We start from the raw sequence: 18,867 nt of genomic DNA on the forward strand, positions 1-18,867 counted from the left end.
CCGACGCAGGGTTGACGGAGCCGACGGTCACTCGCCCGAGGTCCAGACCAGCAGCCTGACCAGCGGTTTTGTCATGGTCAACCGAGGTCGGCCGAACGGCCGCCCGGCTCGTCACCCTCGGTGGACATAACGGACAACTGGTAATGCCCGGGTCGCTCGGCCGGGCGCTTGCCCGCCGCCGACCGGGCCAGTGCCAGCCGGGTCAGCGCGACACCGACCAGGACGACCGCCATGCCCGCGACGATCCGGGGCGTCAGCGGCTCGTCCAGCACGAGCGCGCCCAGCGCGACCGAGACGACCGGCAGCAGGTAGCCGACCGTGGCGGCGCTGGTCGGGCCTTCGTCCTCGATGATCCGGTAGTTGAGGATGAACGTGAAGCCGGTGCCGAAGACGCCGAGCACCACGACGGCGACGACGGCCGTGGCGTTGGGCGTGGCCGGCGCGTGGTCGAACGGGATCATGACGGTGCTCAGCGCCGTGGCGGCGAGGAGCTGCGCCGCGGACACCGCGACCGGACCGCCCTGGCCGACCAGCTCGCGCCCCATGTAGGCGAACGCGACCGCGTAGCTCGCCGCCGCGCCGAGCAGGGCCAGCGCGCCCAGGCTGACCACGCCGGGCTGCTCCCACGGGGCGAAGATCAGGGTCACGCCGGTGAAACCGACGACCAGGCCGAGCACCCGGACCGGGGTAACGGGGCCGTCCGTGCCCAGGGCGAAGCCGATGAGCAGCGAGAACAGCGGGGTGGTCGCGTTGAGCACACCGGCCACGCCGGAGTCGACGGTCTGCTGCCCGACGGCGAACAGCAGGAACGGCAGGGCGTTGCAGAAGAACGCGGCGACCGCGAGCCTGCCCCACAGGCGGCGCGGCAGCTTCTGGCGGTTCACGCGCGCCATCACGAGCAGCGTCACGGCCCCGAGGGCGCAGCGGATCACCGTGATCTGCGTCGGCGACAGTCCGGTGAGGGCCAGTTCGATCCACAGGAACACCGAGCCCCACAGCAGGGCCAGCGCACCCATCCGCACCACACCGCGTCCGATCATGGGAACCACCGTCCCCCACGACCGACTTCAAGAAAAGTGAAACCTCATGACGAAGCGTTAAGCACTGCTACAAGATCCGTGCCTGGGTGCAGCACCCCCGCGAGAGTCCCGCACCCAGGTCCCGAGAGTCCTACGCCGAGGACCCCTGAGTTCAACGGTCAGCGCGTGTGGACGAGCAGCGTCTCGACCCCGTGCACGATCGACGCCGTCCGGAACGCGGGCCGCTCCTCGGCCAGGCGCAGGTTCGGGAAGCGGCGCAGCAGGGCCGGGTAGGCGGCACGCAGCTCCAGCCGCGCCAGCTCCGCGCCGACGCACCGGTGCGCGCCGTAGCCGAACGCCAGGTGCGACGACGCCGACCGGCCCGCGTCGAAGTCGGACGCCCCTTCGCGGTTCGCCGCCGACAACGACACCACGACCACGTCGCCTTCCTCGATCTGCTGCTCACCGACCCGCAGCGCGTGCCGGGCGAACCGCGGGAACGCCACCTGCACCACGCTCAGGTGCCGCAGCAGCTCCTCGACCAGCGGCGCGGCCGACGCGTCGTCGTCACGCATCGCCGCACGCGCGGCGTCGTCCTTCAGCAGCACGATCGCGCCCAACGCGAGCATCGAGGCCGTGGTGTCGAACCCGCCGGTCAGCACACCGTCGGCGAGGCCCGCGAGCTCCACGTCGCTCACGTCGTCGCCGTGCTGCCGGATGATCGAGCCGATCAGGCCGTCACCGGGCGACCGGCGCTCGCGGCGCACGATCTCCTCCATGTACGACAGCGACTCGGAGATCGCGCCCAGCGCCTGGCCCGCGCCGCCGAACACGTCGAACCGCGCCGCCGCCAGCTCTTGGAACCGGTCGCGGTCGGCGTAGGGCACGCCCAGCAGTTCGCAGATGGTCAGCGACGGGACCGGCAGCGCGAACTCCCGCACCAGGTCGACCGGCCCGTCGGCCGCCTCCATGGCGTCCAGCCGCTCGGTGACGATCGCGTCGATGCGCGGCACCAGCCGGGACAGCCGGCGCATGGTGAACTCCGGCGTGAGCAGCTTGCGCAGCCGCGTGTGGTCGGGCGGGTCGGCGAAGCCGAGGCCGCCGGGCGACTGCTCCAGCCGGCCGACCGCCGCGCCGAGCCGCGCGTAGTCGTTGCTGAACGCACCTGTGTCGGAAAGCACGTTCTTCGCTTCGTCCTGACCGGTGACCAACCACACCCGCAGGCCGAACGGCATCGGGATCCGGTGCACCGCGCCGGTCTCCCGCATCCGCTCCAACTCGGCGACCGGCACCACGCCGTCCCGCTTCAGCGGAACCAGCGCACGGTCCGGGAGCAGCGCGAACGCCCGCGAACCGATCTTGCCCAACACCCACCGCGTCGCCGAACGCCGTGCGACCCACGCCACCAGACCGTCGCGCACGGACGCCAGAGTCGTCATCGAACACCCCTCTTCCCCAGACCGGATCGCCCGACGGTAACCGTACGTAGGGGTGAGCAGCATCGCGCTAGAGGCGGATTGACACGCCAAGGTCCGTGACAGACGATCGGCAATCGCGCGCGACACGGGGGAAGCCGGTCGAAATCCGGCGCTGACCCGCAACGGTAGGTCCCACCCGGGACGAGCCCGAACACCCGTCGCGCGTGCCACGCTCCTGACACCGTCGAGGTCAACGGGTCGGAGCCCGGGGGAAGTCGGTCACGGCTGTCCGGGGTCCGCTCACGCCTTGCCCCCGGAAAGGCCGAACATGTCGTTGAGACGGACCGCTGCCGTCATCGCCGCCGCCGCTGCCGCCGTGCTCGCGGCGACGACCGCCGCCCAGAGCCAGGCGGCGCCGACGACGCCGGACGTGAGCGACACGGCCGCCGGCTGGCTCTCCCGGCAGCTCGTCGACGGCGACCACTTCGAGAACGTCATCGAGGGCGTCGCCTACCCCGACCAGGGCCTGACCCTCGACGCGCTGTTCGCGTTCACCGCGGCCGGCGTGGCGTCCGACAGCGCGGACCAGGCCGCCGCCTGGCTCGCGGAGCCCGAGGTCATCGCCAACTACCTGCGCTTCGGCGACCCCGCCGAGTCGTTCGCGGGCGCGCACGCCAAGCTCGCGCTGGCGGTGCAGGTGCGGGGCCTGGACCCGACGTCCTTCGGTGGCGAGGACCTGATCGCCGGCCTCACCGCGCTCCAGACGCCGTCCGGCCGGTTCTCGGACAAGTCCCAGTACGGCGACTACTCCAACGGCTTCACCCAGGCGTTCGCGGTGCTCGCGCTGGACCGGTGGGAGGGCGCGCCGCAGGCCGCCGTCGACTACCTCGTCGGCCGGCAGTGCGCCGACGGCGGGTTCCCGCTGGTCCTGGAGGCCGCGACCTGCGCGTCCCACGTGGACGCCACCGCCATGGTGGTGCAGGCGCTGCTGGCCGTGGGGAAGGACGCCGAAGCCGCCGAGGCGCTCGACTGGCTGACCGGCGCGCAGCAGCCCGGCGGCGGGTTCCGCGACGAGGGCGCGGCCGGCGAGGGCAACGCCAACAGCACCGGTCTGGCCGCGCAGGCGCTGCGCGCGGGCGGTCGGACGGCCGCCGCGGACCAGGCGGCGAGGTTCCTGACGTCGTTGCAGGTCGGGTGCACGGCCGCCGAGGCCGGCCGGGGCGCCATCGCGTTCGACCGGAACGGGTTCACGCAGGCCACGTCGCTGCGTGCGAGCGCACAGGGCGTCCTCGGCCTGGTGGGCGTGAACTTCGCGGACCTGACGGCGGAGGGCGGTACGCCGACCGCGCCGGCGCTCGACTGCTCGGTCACCCCGACCACGTCGACGTCGTCCTCGTCGTCCACTTCGAACACGACGACGACCGCTCCCGCGGCCACCACCACCTCCGACGACACGGCCACCACGACGACGACCGCCGCCGTGGTGGCCGTGTCGACCAACCGCGGCAACCTCGCCCGCACGGGCGCGGAGGTCGGTCCGATGCTGGGGATCGGCGCGTTGCTGCTGGTGGGCGGCGTGCTCGCGGTCACCCTCGCGCGTCGGCGGCACGCGGAGGCACGCAAGTGACGGCACCTGGTCGCGGCACGCCGGCCGTGCCCGTCATCCGATGAGGGGCGGGCTTCGGCGGGCCCTGACGGCCCTGGCCGTCGTCGGGCTCGCCCTGACCACCGTCCCGCTGACCGCCCACGCGGCCGACTGCGGGGGTGTCACGGTGGTCGTGGACTTCGGCCCGCTGGGCGGCGGCGTGCGGACGGGGTGCGCCCCGGGTGACCCGGCCACGGGCACGGCCGCGCTGACCGCCGCCGGGTTCGGCTACACGTTCGCCGCCCGGCAGCCCGGTTTCGTGTGCCGGATCAACGGCGCGCCGAGCAGCGACCCGTGCGTGACCACCTCCCCGACCACGGCGTACTGGGGTTACTGGCACGGCCGGCCGGGCGGTTCGTGGGTCTACAGCAGCACCAGCGCCGGCGCGTACGACCCGGCTCCGGGCAGCGTGGAGGGCTGGGCGTTCGGCGCGGGCGGGCAGCCGGGCATCGCGCCGCCCGCGCCTCAACCGACCCAGCCCGCGCCGCCACCGCCGGCGGCGGGCCAGCCGGTGCAGCCCGGCCAACCTGGGCAACCCGGGCAACCGGAGCCGCCCGCGCCGGTGCCCGGTCAACCCACGCAGCAGACCGCTCAGCCGTCGGAGACGCCGGCGTCGACCACCGCCGGGACGACGACCTCGCCGCCTTCATCGGCGGCGACGACCGCCGCGGGCACGACGTCGAGCACGGCCGCGCCGACCGGTCCAACGGCGGTGGCCGTGGAGCCGACGGCGGGCACGTCGTCCGGTGGCGCGGTCGGGCTGGTCGTCGGGATCGTGGTGATCGCCGCGTTGGCCGGCCTGGGTGTGTGGACCGCGCGCCGGCGCGCCAAGGCGACGGAGTGAGCCTGCACCCCGGCGCGTGGTGGCTGTGGGCGTTGTGCCTGGCCGCCGTGGCCGGCCGCACCACCAACCCGGTGCTGCTGGCGCTGGTGATCGCGGTCGCCGGGTTCGTGGCCGTGTCGTGCCGGGAGGACACGCCGTGGGCCAGTGCTTACGGCGTGTTCCTCAAGTTCGCGCTGGTGGTGCTCGCGGTCCGGGTGGTGCTGCACGTGCTGCTGGGCGGGGTGGGCGGGCCGACGGTGCTCGTGACGTTGCCGGAGATCCCGTTGCCGGAGTGGACGAAGGGCATCCGGCTGGGCGGCCCGGTGAGCGCCGAGGGGCTCGCGTTCGCGGTGTACCAGGGGCTTCAGCTGGCGACGTTGCTGTGCTGCGTCGGCGCTGCCAACGCGCTCGCCAACGCCAAGCGGCTGCTGCGGTCGTTGCCGGCCGCGTTGTACGAGGTCAGCGTGGCGGTGGTGGTGGCGTTGACGGTCGCGCCGCAGCTGGTGGCCAGCGCGCGGTCGGTGCGGCGGGCGCGGGCGTTGCGGGGTGACGTGGTGCGTGGGGTGAAGGCGATGCGGGTGTTGTTGGTGCCGGTGCTGGAGGACGCGTTCGAACGGTCGCTGGTGCTGGCCGCGGCGATGGACTCGCGCGGCTACGGCCGGACGGCGGGGTTGCCGAAGCGGACCAGGGTGGTGACCGGCGCGCTGGTGCTCGGCGGGCTGCTGGGGTTGTGCGTCGGCGCGTACGGGCTGCTCGGCGGCGCCACGCCGGGCGTGGTCGGCACGCCGATGCTGGCGGTGGGCTCGGTGCTGGCCGTCGCGGGCCTGTGGACGGGGTCGCGGCGGGTGCGGCGCAGCCGTTACCGACCGGACCGGTGGGGTGCGCGCGAGCTGGCGATCGCCGGGTCCGGGCTGGTCGCGGCGCTGGCGACGTACCTCGCGCCGGGAGGTTGGGGCGGTGCCGCGCTGACGCCGGCCACGGTGCCGCTGACCGTGCCCGAGCTGCCGCTGCTGCCCGCGGTCGGTCTGCTGTGCGCGCTCGCGCCCGTCGTCATCGCCAGGAATGTCGTGGTTGCCAGGAACGTCGTCGCCAGGGACAAGGTGAACCCGTGATCCGGTTCGAGAACGTGTCCGTCACCTACCGCGACGCCGACGCGCCCGCGTTGGCGTCGGTCGACCTGCACGTGCCCGAAGGCGAGCTGTGCCTGGTCGTCGGGAGGACGGGGTCGGGCAAGTCGACGTTGCTGCGCGCGGTCAACGGCCTGGTGCCGCACTTCACGGGCGGCACGCTCACCGGCCGCGTGCTCGTGGCCGGGCGTGACACCCGCACCCACCCGCCGCGCGAGCTGGCCGACGTGGTGGGCCTGGTGGCGCAGGACCCGCAGGCCGGGTTCGTCACCGACTCGGTCGAGGAGGAGCTGGCGTACTCGATGGAGTCGCTGGCGCTGGCGCAGCCGGTGATGCGCAAGCGCGTCGAGGAGACCTTGGACCTGCTGGGCCTGGCCGACCTGCGACACCGGCCGCTGGCGACGTTGTCGGGCGGGCAGCAGCAACGCGTGGCCGTCGGCGCGGCCCTGACCGCCCACCCGCGGGTGCTGGTGCTGGACGAGCCGACCTCGGCGCTGGACCCCGGCGCGGCGGAGGACGTGCTGGCCGCGCTGCACCGGCTGGTGCACGACCTGGGGATGACCGTGCTGATCGCGGAGCACCGGCTGGAACGGGTCGCGCAGTACGCGGACCGCGTGGTGTGGCTGCCCGGCGGTGGCCTGCCGCCGGTCGCCGGGGAGCCCGGCCCGGTGCTGGCGGACGCCCCCGTCGCGCCGCCCGTGGTGCGGTTGGCGCAGCTGGCCGGGTGGACGCCGGTGCCGGTGTCGATCCGGGACGCGCGGCGGCTCGCCGGCCCGTTGCGCGACCGCCTGCCCGAGCCGCCGGTGGCGCCGTCGTCGCGGCCGGCGGAGTTGGTGGTCGCGCGCGACCTGCGAGTCCGCTACTCCACCGTGGACGCTCTGCGGGGCGTGTCGTTGAGCGTCGGCGCGGGTGAGCGGGTGGCCGTGATGGGCCGCAACGGGTCGGGGAAGTCGAGCCTGCTGTGGGCCGTGCAGGGCACGGGCAAGCGGTCCGGCGGCGAGGTCGCGGTCGACGGCGTCGACCCGGCGGCGCTCAAGCCCGGTCCGCGGCGCAAGGCCGTCGGCCTGGTGCCGCAGCAGCCCGGTGACCTGCTGTACCTGCACACCGTGGGCGGCGAGTGCGCGCAGGCGGACCGCGAGTCGGGCAAGGCCGAGGGCACGTGCCGTGAGCTGCTGGACCGGCTGGCGCCGGGCATCCCGGACGGCCGGCACCCGCGTGACCTGTCGGAGGGCCAGCGGCTCGCGCTGGCGCTGGCCGTGTCGCTCACCCCCTCGCCGCGGGCGGTCCTGCTGGACGAGCCGACGCGGGGCCTGGACTACCCGGCCAAGACGCGGCTCGCGGCGGCGTTGCGCGAACTCGCCGATGCCGGTCACGCCATCGTGCTGGCGACGCACGACGTGGAGTTCGTCGCCGAGTACGCGAGCCGGGTCGTGGTGCTCGCCGAGGGCGAGGTGGTGGCCGACGGCCCGACCGCCGAGGTCGTCACCGCGTCCCCGGTCTTCTCGCCCCAGGTGGCCAAGGTGCTCGCTCCCCTGCCGTGGTTGACGGTGGCGGACGTGCAGACGGCTTTGGCGGCCCTGTGACCGCGCACCGCGCACCGACCCGCGCCACGCGCCACGCGCCGACTCCGGACGCCCAGGGCTGCGCGCCGGCTCCGGACGTCCTGGGCTGCGCGCCGGCTCCGGACGTCCTGGGCTGCGCAGAGGTACCCGCCAGGGGGACCCCTGTTCTTGATCCTGCCGGCTGGGGGCGACAGATCCGCGTCGCCGCAGCCAGCCTGTGGACAACTGCCGGGTGGGTGACCACGTGACTCCTCCGGTCCGCATCCGGCCCCGCGCCACGCTCGCCCTGGCGGTGGCGGCGGCGATCAGCGTGGTCGCGTTCGGGTGGCCGTTGCTGGTGTCGGCGGACGCCGGCATCGCGCAGGGCGCGACCGCGCCGTGGACGTTCGCCCTGCTCCTCCCGCTCGTGCTGGCCGTGGTGCTGGCCGAGATCAGCGAAGGCGGGCTGGACGCGAAAGCCGTGGCGATGCTGGGTGTGCTGTCCGCGCTGGGCGCGGCGATCCGCCCGCTCGGCGCGGGCACGGCGGGGATCGAGACGGTGTTCTTCCTGCTCGTCCTGGGCGGCCGGGTGTTCGGGCCCGGTTTCGGGTTCGTGCTCGGCAACACCATGCTGTTCGCGTCCGCCCTGCTGACGGGCGGGGTCGGGCCGTGGTTGCCGTACCAGATGCTCGGCGCGGCCTGGGTGGCGTTGGGCGCGGGTCTGCTGCCGCGGGCGCGCGGCAAGGTCGAGCTGGCGGTGCTCGCCGCGTACAGCGCCGCCGCGTCCCTGGTCTACGGGCTGCTGCTGAACCTGTCGTTCTGGCCCTTCGCGTTGAGCGCGGGCAGCACCTCGCTGTCGTTCCAGCCGGGCGCGCCGGTGCTGGACAACCTGGTGCGCGTGGTGGCGTTCAGCCTGGCCACGTCGCTGGGCTGGGACGTCGGCCGCGCGGTCACCACCACGATCCTGGTGCTGGCGACCGCTCCGGTGCTGCTGCGCACGTTGCGCCGGGCCGCCCGCCGGGCGTCGTTCGGCGATCCGGTGTTCACCGGGGCAGCTGCGCCGCCACCTCCGCCAACGCGTCCAGCACCTCCGGCGTGACGTAGCCGGTCGCGACCTCGGCCTCGGCGACGGCGACCGTGGTCCGGTCGCGGCCCGAGCCGTAGTTGGCGCCGGTGAACGCCACGTCCGCCAAGCCGACCTGGGCCACGCCCAACGCCGTCACGTCACCGGTGCCGGGCGCGTCCACGATGTCCTGGAACTCCTGCGCGGCGCCGCGCGAGGCGAACTCGACCCAGGCCACCGCGATCACCGCCGAGTTGCCCGCGTCGTCACCGACGGTGAACAGCACCCGTTCCATCGACGCGCACCCGTTCTCCCGCAGGAACTCCCGCACACCGCCGAACGCCGCGTCGACGCACGCGACCTGCTGCTTCTCCGTCCGCTTGAGGCCGTGCAGCCCCATCCGCCGCCACGCGCCGTCGGCGTCACCCCGCCGGGCGAGGTCGCCGCTCTCCTGCTTGCGCGCCTCGACGCCGAGTCCCGGACCACCGCCGCCGCCGGAGCCGCCGGTGCTGAGGCCGACCGCTCCCCCGTACCCGACCGCGCTGAGCGCGATCAACCCGGCCAACAGCGCCGACCTGCTCCGCCCGCCCCGGCCGGCGACCGGCCGGACCCGGCCGCGGTCGTCGGTGTAGAAACCCTTGGGCACCGTGACCTCCTCCCCCTGAGGAAGGTTTAGCAACGCCCGGGGCGCGGAGACCCGAAATTCGCGGAGAACCGCTCGAAGAGCGCAAACCAGACGGTCGGTTCACTGACCGTGCGTAACCCGCCACCGGTCGTAGTCCTCCGGTGTGCGCACCGCGTCGTCCAGCACCGCCCGGTACACGTCGAAGCTGCGGTAGTCCGGGCGCGAGTGCTTGATCAGCAGGATCGCCGAGCGGGTCTCCGGCGTGAGCCGGGCGGGCAGCTCGCGCACGTGCCCGAGGTCCGGCTGGCGCGCCGGCTCGTCCACGAACCAGATGTCGGCGTTCCACTCGGTCCCGGAGCTCTCGCGGTACGTCAAGCCCAGGTACAGCCCGTCGGGGTAGGCGTCCGGTTCGGCGTTCCAGTGGCCGTCGTCCTTGCGGAACCGCACCACCCGCACCCGCTCGTGCCGCGCCAGCCGGGCGGCGACCCCCACGACGGCGTCCACGTCCAGCGTCGGGCACGCCACCGTGACGTCGAGGTCGGGCACCACCATCAGGCCCATCGCCGAGCTGCCCGTCCGCACCGGCTCGCCCAGCGCCGACAGCAGCTCGTCCAGCCCGAGGTCCGCCACCACGGCGTCCGCCCGCGCCTGCAACTCGTCCTGGCGCCGCAGCAGCTCGTCGATCATGCGGCCAGTGTCGCCGACTTGGGACGCACGGCCAGCAGCAGCGCCAACCCGAGCACCGACATCGTCAGGCCCATGCCGTAGGCGGTGCGGTAGCCGAGGTGCTGCGCGAGGCCCAGCAACGGCCCGACGAGCATCGCGCTGGTCTTGTAGGTGTTGGTGAACAGCGTGCTGGCGTACCCGGGCCGGTCGGGCGCGAGGTCCTGGAAGTAGGAGATGCCGAGGCCCATCACCGCCGAGATGACCACGGCGTGCAGCACCTGTGCCGCCATGACCTGCCAGGTCGCCTGGGTGAACAGCATGATCGAGTAGTACGCCAGGGCGACCGCGCCGCCCGACAGCACGAGCACGCGGAGGTTGTGCCGCATCGCCAGCGCGCCGAAGCCGAGCATCAGCGGGATCTCCAGGGCCGCGCACAACCCCAGCACCAGGCCCGCGTCCCGGGTCGTGCCGCCCAGGCTCTCGGTCACGAACAACGGCATCGCCGTCACGCCGACCGACGTCGCGCACTGCAGCAGCACGAACGCCGCCGCCGCGAGCACGACCTCCCGCCGCAGCCCCGACTGCCGGGCCACCTCGGGCGACGGCGGCGCGGACGGCCCCAGCTCGGGCAGCCACACCAGGATCACGACGACCGCCACCGCGTACACCGCGGCGCTGACGGCGAACAGACCGGTGAAGCCGCCGCCGGCGAGCAGCAGGGCGCCCAGCGGCGGACCACCGACCCACGCGATCGACATCGTCGTCCGCAGGCCGCTCATCGCCAACGGCGCCCTGGCCGAGCCGCTGCGTTCGAGCAGTTGCCGCGCGTAGGCGTACATCTGCGGGATCTGCGCGGACGCCATCGCCCACACCGTGACCGCGACGACCAGCAACAGCCAGTAGTCCCGCAGCACGGCGAACAGCACCCACGCCAGCCCGCCCGACACCCCGGCCACCACCAGCAGCGTGCGGCGGATCGCCCGCGAGTCGGAGAACCGCCCGACCAGCGTGCTCACCACCATCGACACCAACGCGCTGACCAGCAGGAACGCCCCTACCGCGACCGGGCCGGCCTTGACTTCCTTGATCAGGAACAACGACAGGAACGGGCCCGCGAGCGCGTACCCGACCCCCGTCAGCAGGCTCACGGACAGCAGCGGCAGGAAGGGACGCGACCGGGGTTGGGCAGGGGTTTCGCTCAGGACGGGCACACCGGCGATCCTCGTCGCCCGAATGGGTGACGAGGAAGCCGATTTCCAGCATGCGGACCGGTGAGAGCGCTCACACAGCGGCGCGCGCGACCAGCACCGCCATGTCCAGCGGCAGCTCGCGGATGTCCTCCAGCACGAAGCCGTTGGCCGCCAGCAGGCTCCGGTGCTCCTCCGTGGTCCGCTCGCCACCCTGCACGGTGTTGACCATCATGTGGACGTTGAACGCCAGCGGCAGCAGGGTGCGCGGGTCGCCCTGGATCGGGCGCTCCACCAGGGCCAGCGTCGCGCCCTCCGCCATCGCCGCGCGCACGTTGCGCAGGATCACCGAGCACCGCTCGTCGTCCCAGTCGTGCATGATCCGCGACAGCAGGTAGAGGTCCGCGCCCGACGGCACCGGGTCGTGGAAGAAGTCGCCCGCGACCACCGACGCCCGCGCGCCGTGACCGGCGAGCACGTCGGTCGCCGCGCCGATCACGTGCGGCCGGTCGAACAGCACCCCGCGCAGTCCCGGTCCGGCGGCCAGCACGAGGTCCAGCAGCCGTCCGTCGCCGCCGCCCACGTCGACCACCGTGCCGGTGTCGGGCAGGTCCAGCAGTCCGGGCACCAGCCCGAGGAACGCCGTGCCCGCCGCCATCGCGCCCTCGAACAGCCGCGCGTCGGCCGGGTTCGCGGCGAAGTGCTCGAACGGCTGGGCGCCGTAGACGTGGCTGAACCCGCTCTCGCCGGTGCGCACGGCGTGCTCCAGCCCGCTGAACGACCGGTAGAACAGGCCGCCGTAGATCCGCGCGAGGTCCCGCTGCGACCCGGCCACGTCGTCGCGCAGCAGCGTGCCGACCTCGGTCAACGACCACCGCTCGCCGTCGCGGCCCAGCACGCCCAGCCCGGCCAGGTAGGCGAGCACCCGGCGCAGCTTGTCCGGGCGCGAGCCGGTGCGGGCGGCCAGGTCGGCGGTGTCGAGCGGGCCGTCGGCGAGCTGGTCGGCGATCCCCAGCTCCGCCGCCGCCGCCACGGCCCGGGTGCGCCACGCGCCGGTCATCAGGTCGAGCATCGAGCGCCGCGGCTGGTCGGGGCGTCCGAGGTGGTGCTCCAGCGCTTCGGCGTGGTGGCCGGGCGCGTGCAGCACGAGCCGGGTCGTGCCGCGGAAGCAGAGGGTCGTGTCCTGCCCGTCGTAGCCGCCGCCGTCGGGTCTGAGGCCCGAGTCCCGCAACGTCGCGCACGCCCCGCGCAGCACCACGTCGTCGGCGTCGGTGACGCGGAACGCGACGTGCGACTCGGCCTCCCGCTCGGCCTCGGGCATCTCCGCGCGCGGCACGAGCAGCCGCACCTCCCGCGACCCGACCGCACCCCGCACGACCCGCACGTCGAGCTCCTGCCCGGCACGTCCGCGCACCACTTCATCCGGGCGCGGCTCCGGCGCGTCCACGCCCAGCCCGGCCAGCACCCCGACCAGGCCGGCCGGCCGCGCCGACGCCACGAACACCGCCGCGCGCCCGAACTCCAGGTAGCGCACGAGGCAGGCGGACGGCTCAGCGCCCACCACGGCCGCCAGCACGTCCCCGGTGCCCCGGTCCCGCAGGAAGGCCACGGTCGCCGTCAACCGGTCGAGGTCTCTCCCACCGAGCACGCCGGGCACGCCGCTCACCGTCACGGACATCGCTGATCCTCTCCAGAGGATGGCCGTGCCCCACCCGCGCGGGCGGGGCACGGCGGACTCGTCACCCCGGGCGGGGTTAAGGTCTGTCGAGCTCCGGGTGGAGCTCGATGTCGCACCAGCGCACGAGGCCGGCGATGCGTGGCTGCCCGTCGTGCCGCCACACCATGGACGGTTTGGTCATCTCGCCGGGCGCGGACACCCTGCTGGCGCCGAGCACGGCCAGTTCGCGCGCGGTCCGCCGGAACTCCTCGCCGACCGCGCCGAGGCCGACGTTCTGCAGGTGCTCGGCGAACGGCCGCATCGCGTCGACCGCCGCCGCCACGTCCGGCACGGACACGATCCGCGCGACCCGGTTGCCCGCTCCGCTGAGCGGCATGAGCGCGTCGTCCAGCACGACCGTCCACTCCAGACCGTCGGGCGCCCACACCTCGCTGTCGTCGGAAGTGGCCGCACGCCACTCGGCGACGAGGCGGCGGTGCTGCAGCACGGTGGCGTCCTGCGCGTCGATCGTCCCGGGTGGACTGTCCTGCGCCTCCCGGCGCATCGCCGCCGCCAGGTGCTCGGCGATCGACCGGGCGTGCTCCCGCGGCACCAGGTAGACCTGCGGTGAGAGGCACGCGTGCTGGTCGAAGTCGCTGCAGTCGGCGGCGATGCGGCGGGCCACCTCGGCGGGGCCGTGCTGTGCCGCGTACTCGGCGCTGACGATGCCGAACGACAGCTTGTGCCCGTGCTCCTCGTAGAGCTGGTGCGGCCCGACCTTGGCCCGGATCGCCGCGCACGCCTGGTCGCCGCCGTAGGCGATCACGGCGTCGGCCTGGCCGAGCGCGGCTTCCAGCACGGCCTCGTCGTCCCGGTCCCAGTAGGTCGCCACGACGGCGTCGGCGAGCACCGGCTCCACGTCGTGCAGGGTGCGCAGGAACGCGGCGGTGAAGTGCGGCTCCTTGGCCGGGATCTTGGCGATCACGGACGCCTTCACCAGCAGCGACCGCACCAACGACCGCGACGGCAACCCCGGGACGTTGCCGGAGAACACCGCCAGCACGGTGCGCGGCCCGACCGCGGTGGTGCCGCCGCGGAAGCCGTCGAGCACCTCCGGGTCGCCCAGCTCCCGCGTCAGCGCGGCCAGCAGCGACTCGGCGCGCAGGTTGCCCAGCTCCGCGTCCAGCGCGTGGTCGATCGTCTCCTCCGACATGCCGGTGACCAGCGCCGCGTCCCGCACGGCGGCCCGGCGGGCGGTGAAGTCCCGCTTGCCCCACAGGTCCACGACCGCGTCGACGGCCTCGACGATGCGCCGCACGGGCATCCGCCGCAGGTTCTCGTGCGCGGTCCGGAGTCCGTCGCCGACGGCGGCCCAGTCGGTGGGGCGCACGCCACGCCACTCGTGCGCGCCGGCCTTCAGGGTGAACGGCACGCCTTCCGCCGTCAGCCACCCAGGCGTCCACGACACGCTCATGCCGCGCCTCCCGTCATCTCGTCCAGGGTCAGCGAGCAACCGCGGCTGGAGCTGCCCGCGATCCGGCCCGCGATGGCCACGCCGTCCGGCCCGGCGATGCCGACGTCGCCGGTGAGCAGCACGTGCGGCCGGTCCAGCAGGGACAGGTCGGTGACCTCCAGCAGGCCTCGGCCCTCCGCCAGGTGCTCGCGCGTGCGGGGGTCGCGGACCTTCGGGCCGCCCGCCGGGTGGCTGCCCTTGGGACGTTCGCCGAGCGGGCCGACCGGTGTGTCGGAGGCGTCGTAGAGCATGTTGGCCAGCTCGGTCATGCCGAAGATGTTGCCGTGCCGCTCGATGCCGAAGACCCGGTGCACGGCGGCGCGCAGGTCGTCCACGCGCATGACCCGCGAGCGGCCCTTGAACCCGCCGCCGTCGTACATCCGCGAGCCGGGCGGAAGCTGCCAGCTCCGGCCCTGTTCCTCCAGGGCGTCGCAGATGTTGACGAACGCGAAGGTCGCGCCGACGAGCACGACCGGCAGCCCTTCGGCCACGGCCGCGTCCAGGCGCCGCGCCAGCAGGTCGAAGTCCACCCCGTCGGCGCCCACGACGGCCGTGCTGAGCGCGGGGTCGCCGCACGACTTGGCGATGCGGGCCATGTCGAACGCGATCGCCATCTCCGGCGCGGCCTGCTCCGACGGCGCGAACGGGAGGACCACGGGCCGCACGCCGTCGTCCGGTCTCAGGTGCCGCCGGGCGTTGGCCTCGATGGCGAGCCCCTTCAGCTCCAGCCCGAGCTTGGAGTAGCGCACGGTGCCGCGGGTGCTCCCGGTCGTTCCGCTGGTGCGGAACACGCGGACCACCGGCGCGTCCGGGAACAGGTTCGGACCCCCGTCCTTGTAGGCGGTGTCCGGAACGCCGACGCCCACGCCGACCTGCTTCCAGTACCGGGCCACGTCCGGCGAGTTCGCCGTGGACAGCTCGACCAGCTGCTCGTGGAGGTCGAGGGGGTCGCCCACACCGTCGCAGACAAGTCGCGCCATGTGGTCGAAGAGCCGCGCGACGTGGGGATCGTCGTGGGCAACGGTCATCGAGAGATCCTCCTGCGGTGACGGTCGGGCTCGGGACAGGTCAGCAGCGGCGGACGCGTCGGACAAGGTCCGTCCCCGGAACGGGGCACGGCTGACCGGGGGTTTTCCGAGGGCCACAGGATGACTCAGCAACGGCCTGCGCAGAACCGAACGAGCGCGTTCCGCTTCGGGAAGCGGAACGCCGACCGGTCCGGTCGGTGCTTGTGGACGGAGGCGGAACGCCCCGGAACGCCTGCGAACGTCCGTGAACGCGCCGGCATGTCACCGACCGGGGCTTGACACGCGGTCGACATGGTTCTGACACGCGCTCTGACACGGGTCTGCACGCCCGATGACACGTCCGCCTTGGAGGGTCGTCCCCGAACGACAGGGAGGAACGGACATGGAGTACGCATTCGAGGCGGAGGGCCTGGTCAAGCGGTACGGCAAGACGACCGCGCTGGCCGGCGTCGACCTCGCCGCGCGACCCGGGACCGTGCTGGGGGTGCTCGGGCCGAACGGCGCGGGCAAGACGACCGCGGTGCGGATCTTGGCCACGTTGCTGCGGCCGGACGGCGGACGCGCGGCGGTCGGCGGGCTGGACGTGGTGTCGGACGCGGCGCGGGTGCGCCGGCTGATCGGGCTGACCGGGCAGTACGCCTCGGTGGACGAGGACCTGACCGGCGTGCAGAACCTCGTGCTGATCGGGCAGCTGCTCAACCTGCGCACCTCGCAGGCCAAGGCGCGGGCCGCCGAGCTGCTGCGCGACTTCGAGCTCACCGAGGCGGGCGGGCGGCAGGTCAAGACCTACTCCGGTGGCATGCGGCGGCGGCTGGACCTCGCCGCGAGCCTGGTCGGCCGGCCCGACGTGATCTACCTGGACGAGCCGACCACCGGGCTGGACCCGGCCAAGCGGGACGACATCTGGCAGGTGGTGCGCACGCTCGTGGCCGACGGCGCGACCGTGCTGCTGACCACGCAGTACCTGGAAGAGGCGGACGCGCTGGCCGACGAGATCTCGGTCATCGACCACGGGCGGGTGATCGCGCACGGCACGCCCGCGTCGCTCAAGCGGATCGTCGGCGGGCAGACCGTGCTGGTGCGGCCGGCGGACCCGGCCCGCCTGGCGGACGCCGCCGCCGTGCTGGCCGAGGTGTCCGGGCACCAGCCGGAGTCGACCGCGCGGGGCGTGGTGACCGTGCCGGTGGACGGCGACGCGGCGTTCACCGAGGTGGTGCGGCGGCTGGAGCAGCGGCGGATCTCGGTGACCGAGCTGTCGCTGCGGCTGCCGAGCCTGGACGAGGTGTTCTTCACGTTGACCGGCAAGCACACGGAGGTGGCGGCATGACGACGGTGACGGCTTCACCGGTGGTGGTCCGCGGGGCGGAGGCGCCGCGGCCGTTCGCCCTCGTGCGGCACAGCCTGGCGCTGGCGCGCCGCAGCCTGATCAAGACGATGCGGTCGCCGGAGCAGTTGCTGGACGTGACGTTGCAGCCGGTGATCTTCGTGGTGCTGTTCGTGTACCTGCTGGGCGGCGCGGTGTCCGGGTCCACCCACGAGTACCTGCAGCTGCTGCTGCCCGCGATCATGGTGCAGACCACCATGTTCGGCGGGATGGCGACCGGCGTGAACCTCAACACCGACATCGGCAAGGGCGTGTTCGACCGGTTCCGGAGCCTGCCGATCGGCCGGTCCGCGCCGCTGGTCGGGTCCGTGCTCGGCGACCTCATCCGGTACGTGGTGGCGGTGGTGTCGCTGCTGGTCTTCGGCAGCCTCATGGGGTTCCGCGTGGAGACCGGGGTGTTGCCCGCGCTGGCCGCGTGCCTGCTGGCGATCCTGTTCGCGTTCTCGGTGAGCTGGGCCTTCGTGCTGGTGGGGATGCTGGTCCGGACCTCGGGCGCGGTGCAGGGCATCGGGTTCCTGGTGATGTTCCCGCTGACGTTCGGCACGAGCATGATCGCGCCGGCCGAGACGTTGCCGGGGTGGCTGCGCTCGTGGGTCGAGATCAACCCGGTGACCCACGTGATGAACGCGTCACGGGGCCTGATGGTGGGCGGTCCCGTGGCCGGCCCGGTGGCGTGGACGTTGGCCTGGTCCGCGCTGTTCGTGGCCGTCTTCGCCCCGCTGGCCGTGCACGCCTACCGCCGCCGCGCCTGACGGGGCCCGGGCCGACCGGTCTTCAGCGGGGTGAAGACCGGTCGGCCCGGTTGCCGCAGTGGTCAGCTCAGGACCAGCGAGAGGCCGTAGGCGGAGAGGATCGGGTTGACTTCCTGGTAGTACGTGGTCCCGCCGCTGGAGCAGTTGCCCGAGCCGCCCGACGTGACACCCTGGGCCTGGTTCGAGCTGAGCCAGGAACCCCCGGAGTCACCGGGCTCGGCGCAGACGTTCGTGCGGGTCAGGTTGTAGACGACGCCCTGCGGGTAGTTCACGGTCTGGCCGCGGGCTTGGATGTAGTTGCACCACATGCCGGTCGTGGAGCCGGAACGGCACACACCGGAGCCCACCGGGACCTGTGCGGAGCCGCGCACGTAGTACCAGCTGCCGTTGTAGCCCTCCATGTAGCCCCACAGGTTCACGCCCGCGACGGTCTGCACGTACGAGTAGTCGTAGTAGGGGAACGTGGAGCCCGCGAAGTAGCCGTAGAGTGCGCCGTACTGGTCGGTGGTCTGGGAACCGGGGGTGCCGCAGTGGCCCGCGCTCACGAACCCGCCGTACACGGCGAAGCCGATGGAGCACCGGCCGGCGTTGTTGATCCAGTACGGCCAACCGCCGACCACGTCCGCGTAGAGCCGCGGCGAGTGCTCCTCCTGCACCACCCGCACGGCGCGGTGCCGGGAGGTGGCCTCGTCGACGAACGCGGTCACGGCGGCGTCGACCTTGTGCCGGTTGACGGTGACGACGACCGCGTTGGTCCGCACGTCGACGTACCAGCCGTTCACACCGGCCGGCGCGGCCTTGCCCGCCTGCCGGTCGATGGCGGTCTTGGCGGCGTCGAGCTGGGCGTAGCTGTGCGCGACGGGCACGACGGTCACGTCGAGACCGGTCTTGTCGGCGGCGGCGTCACCGGCCACCGCGACGGCGAGCTTGCCGGTCGCGGGGTCGAACCAGCTGCCCGCGTAGGACGAGCCGTAGAGCTTGCGGGCCACCGTCTCGGCGCCGCGAGCCTTCTCTTCCTGGGCCAGGCGGGTCTGCACGCCTTCGGCGGTGAGGCCGAAGTCGCGCTTCATCGCCTCGGCCATGCCGAGGGAGACGCGCGTCGCGGCGTCGGGGGACGTCGTGTCGGCGATGGTGGGCGCCGCGGCCGCGGGCAGGGACGGAATGGCCAGGCCGATCGCGAGGATGACCGCGCCGGCTAATCGGGCAGTGCGGGAAGAAGTCATTCGGGCAGCCCTTTCACACCAAGGATGCAGGGGATGTCGACCGTCGGAGACCCGACGGAGTCGAAACGATACATTCCCGATCGAAGCACCCATACCGCCGAGTCGGTGGTGTCACGATGATTGTTTTCGCAGTTCACGACGGGTGGAATGACGCAGTCGCACACCCGGGAACACCGCACTCGCGGATTCGTCTTCC

16 protein-coding genes and 1 riboswitch are annotated in these 18,867 nt (G+C 73.4%); of the genes, 7 read left to right on the forward strand and 9 right to left on the reverse strand.

Translation table 11 applies throughout. The annotated features are described in order from the left end of the window. Window positions 1–77 precede the first annotated feature (77 nt). Entirely contained in the window at window positions 78–1,040 is a 963-nt protein-coding gene (locus IOD16_RS16575) for a DMT family transporter (RefSeq protein WP_201440773.1), read from the reverse strand. Between the two features lie 158 nt (window positions 1,041–1,198). Beyond that, the gene (locus IOD16_RS16580; protein ID WP_201440774.1) at window positions 1,199–2,458 is read right to left on the reverse strand and encodes a cytochrome P450; all 1,260 of its coding nucleotides are present in this window, start codon (window positions 2,456–2,458) and stop codon (window positions 1,199–1,201) included. A 103-nt stretch (window positions 2,459–2,561) separates the two neighbouring features. Continuing rightward, a riboswitch (cobalamin riboswitch) is annotated at window positions 2,562–2,674 on the forward strand. A gap of 91 nt (window positions 2,675–2,765) precedes the next feature. Between IOD16_RS16580 and IOD16_RS16585 the strand changes: the two genes are divergently transcribed. From IOD16_RS16585 to IOD16_RS16605, 5 genes are all read left to right on the forward strand, one after another. After that, window positions 2,766–4,064, forward strand: a complete 1,299-nt coding sequence (locus IOD16_RS16585; RefSeq protein WP_201440775.1) for a prenyltransferase/squalene oxidase repeat-containing protein — start codon at window positions 2,766–2,768, stop codon at window positions 4,062–4,064. Between the two features lie 40 nt (window positions 4,065–4,104). Then, window positions 4,105–4,926, forward strand: coding sequence for a hypothetical protein (locus IOD16_RS16590; protein WP_201440776.1), 822 nt, complete (start codon window positions 4,105–4,107; stop codon window positions 4,924–4,926). Continuing rightward, window positions 4,923–6,017: a CbiQ family ECF transporter T component gene (locus tag IOD16_RS16595; protein WP_201440777.1), complete on the forward strand. Its 1,095-nt coding sequence runs from the start codon at window positions 4,923–4,925 to the stop codon at window positions 6,015–6,017. The genes IOD16_RS16590 and IOD16_RS16595 overlap by 4 nt, the downstream gene beginning before the upstream one ends. Continuing rightward, entirely contained in the window at window positions 6,014–7,615 is a 1,602-nt protein-coding gene (locus IOD16_RS16600) for an ABC transporter ATP-binding protein (protein WP_201440778.1), read from the forward strand. The genes IOD16_RS16595 and IOD16_RS16600 overlap by 4 nt, the downstream gene beginning before the upstream one ends. A gap of 223 nt (window positions 7,616–7,838) precedes the next feature. Then, window positions 7,839–8,672: an ECF transporter S component gene (locus tag IOD16_RS16605; protein WP_236595029.1), complete on the forward strand. Its 834-nt coding sequence runs from the start codon at window positions 7,839–7,841 to the stop codon at window positions 8,670–8,672. Here IOD16_RS16605 and IOD16_RS16610 read toward each other — a convergent pair. The 6 genes from IOD16_RS16610 to IOD16_RS16635 all read right to left on the reverse strand — a co-directional run bounded on the left by IOD16_RS16610 (window position 8,617) and on the right by IOD16_RS16635 (window position 15,312). After that, on the reverse strand, window positions 8,617–9,282 hold the full coding sequence (locus IOD16_RS16610; RefSeq protein ID WP_123741584.1) for a hypothetical protein: 666 nt from the start codon (window positions 9,280–9,282) through the stop codon (window positions 8,617–8,619). The genes IOD16_RS16605 and IOD16_RS16610 overlap by 56 nt on opposite strands. A gap of 99 nt (window positions 9,283–9,381) precedes the next feature. Then, window positions 9,382–9,948 carry a hypothetical protein gene (locus tag IOD16_RS16615; RefSeq protein ID WP_201440780.1) on the reverse strand — a complete coding sequence of 189 codons (567 nt, stop codon included), beginning with the start codon at window positions 9,946–9,948 and terminating at the stop codon, window positions 9,382–9,384. Continuing rightward, on the reverse strand, window positions 9,945–11,138 hold the full coding sequence (locus tag IOD16_RS16620) for a sugar efflux transporter (RefSeq protein WP_236595030.1): 1,194 nt from the start codon (window positions 11,136–11,138) through the stop codon (window positions 9,945–9,947). Before IOD16_RS16620 ends, IOD16_RS16615 begins: the two co-directional genes overlap by 4 nt. Before the next feature lie 70 nt (window positions 11,139–11,208). Then, window positions 11,209–12,792 carry a methyltransferase gene (locus tag IOD16_RS16625; protein WP_201440781.1) on the reverse strand — a complete coding sequence of 528 codons (1,584 nt, stop codon included), beginning with the start codon at window positions 12,790–12,792 and terminating at the stop codon, window positions 11,209–11,211. Between the two features lie 76 nt (window positions 12,793–12,868). Then, entirely contained in the window at window positions 12,869–14,245 is a 1,377-nt protein-coding gene (locus IOD16_RS16630; protein WP_201440782.1) for an acyl-CoA reductase, read from the reverse strand. After that, a complete protein-coding gene (locus IOD16_RS16635; RefSeq protein ID WP_201440783.1) occupies window positions 14,242–15,312 on the reverse strand; it encodes an acyl-CoA reductase in 1,071 nt (356 codons plus the stop codon). The genes IOD16_RS16630 and IOD16_RS16635 overlap by 4 nt, the downstream gene beginning before the upstream one ends. Window positions 15,313–15,694: 382 nt before the next feature. Here IOD16_RS16635 and IOD16_RS16640 point away from each other — a divergent pair, with 382 nt between their 5' ends. After that, window positions 15,695–16,639: an ATP-binding cassette domain-containing protein gene (locus tag IOD16_RS16640; protein WP_201440784.1), complete on the forward strand. Its 945-nt coding sequence runs from the start codon at window positions 15,695–15,697 to the stop codon at window positions 16,637–16,639. Continuing rightward, window positions 16,636–17,448: an ABC transporter permease gene (locus IOD16_RS16645; protein ID WP_201440785.1), complete on the forward strand. Its 813-nt coding sequence runs from the start codon at window positions 16,636–16,638 to the stop codon at window positions 17,446–17,448. Before IOD16_RS16640 ends, IOD16_RS16645 begins: the two co-directional genes overlap by 4 nt. Before the next feature lie 62 nt (window positions 17,449–17,510). On the opposite strand, the gene IOD16_RS16650 is transcribed toward IOD16_RS16645, so the two are convergent. Beyond that, window positions 17,511–18,671: a S1 family peptidase gene (locus IOD16_RS16650; RefSeq protein ID WP_201440786.1), complete on the reverse strand. Its 1,161-nt coding sequence runs from the start codon at window positions 18,669–18,671 to the stop codon at window positions 17,511–17,513. Window positions 18,672–18,867: the final 196 nt, after the last annotated feature.

Origin of the sequence: Saccharothrix sp. 6-C (genome assembly GCF_016695385.1) — a bacterium.
GTDB classification, from domain to species: Bacteria; Actinomycetota; Actinomycetes; order Mycobacteriales; family Pseudonocardiaceae; genus Actinosynnema; species Actinosynnema texasense.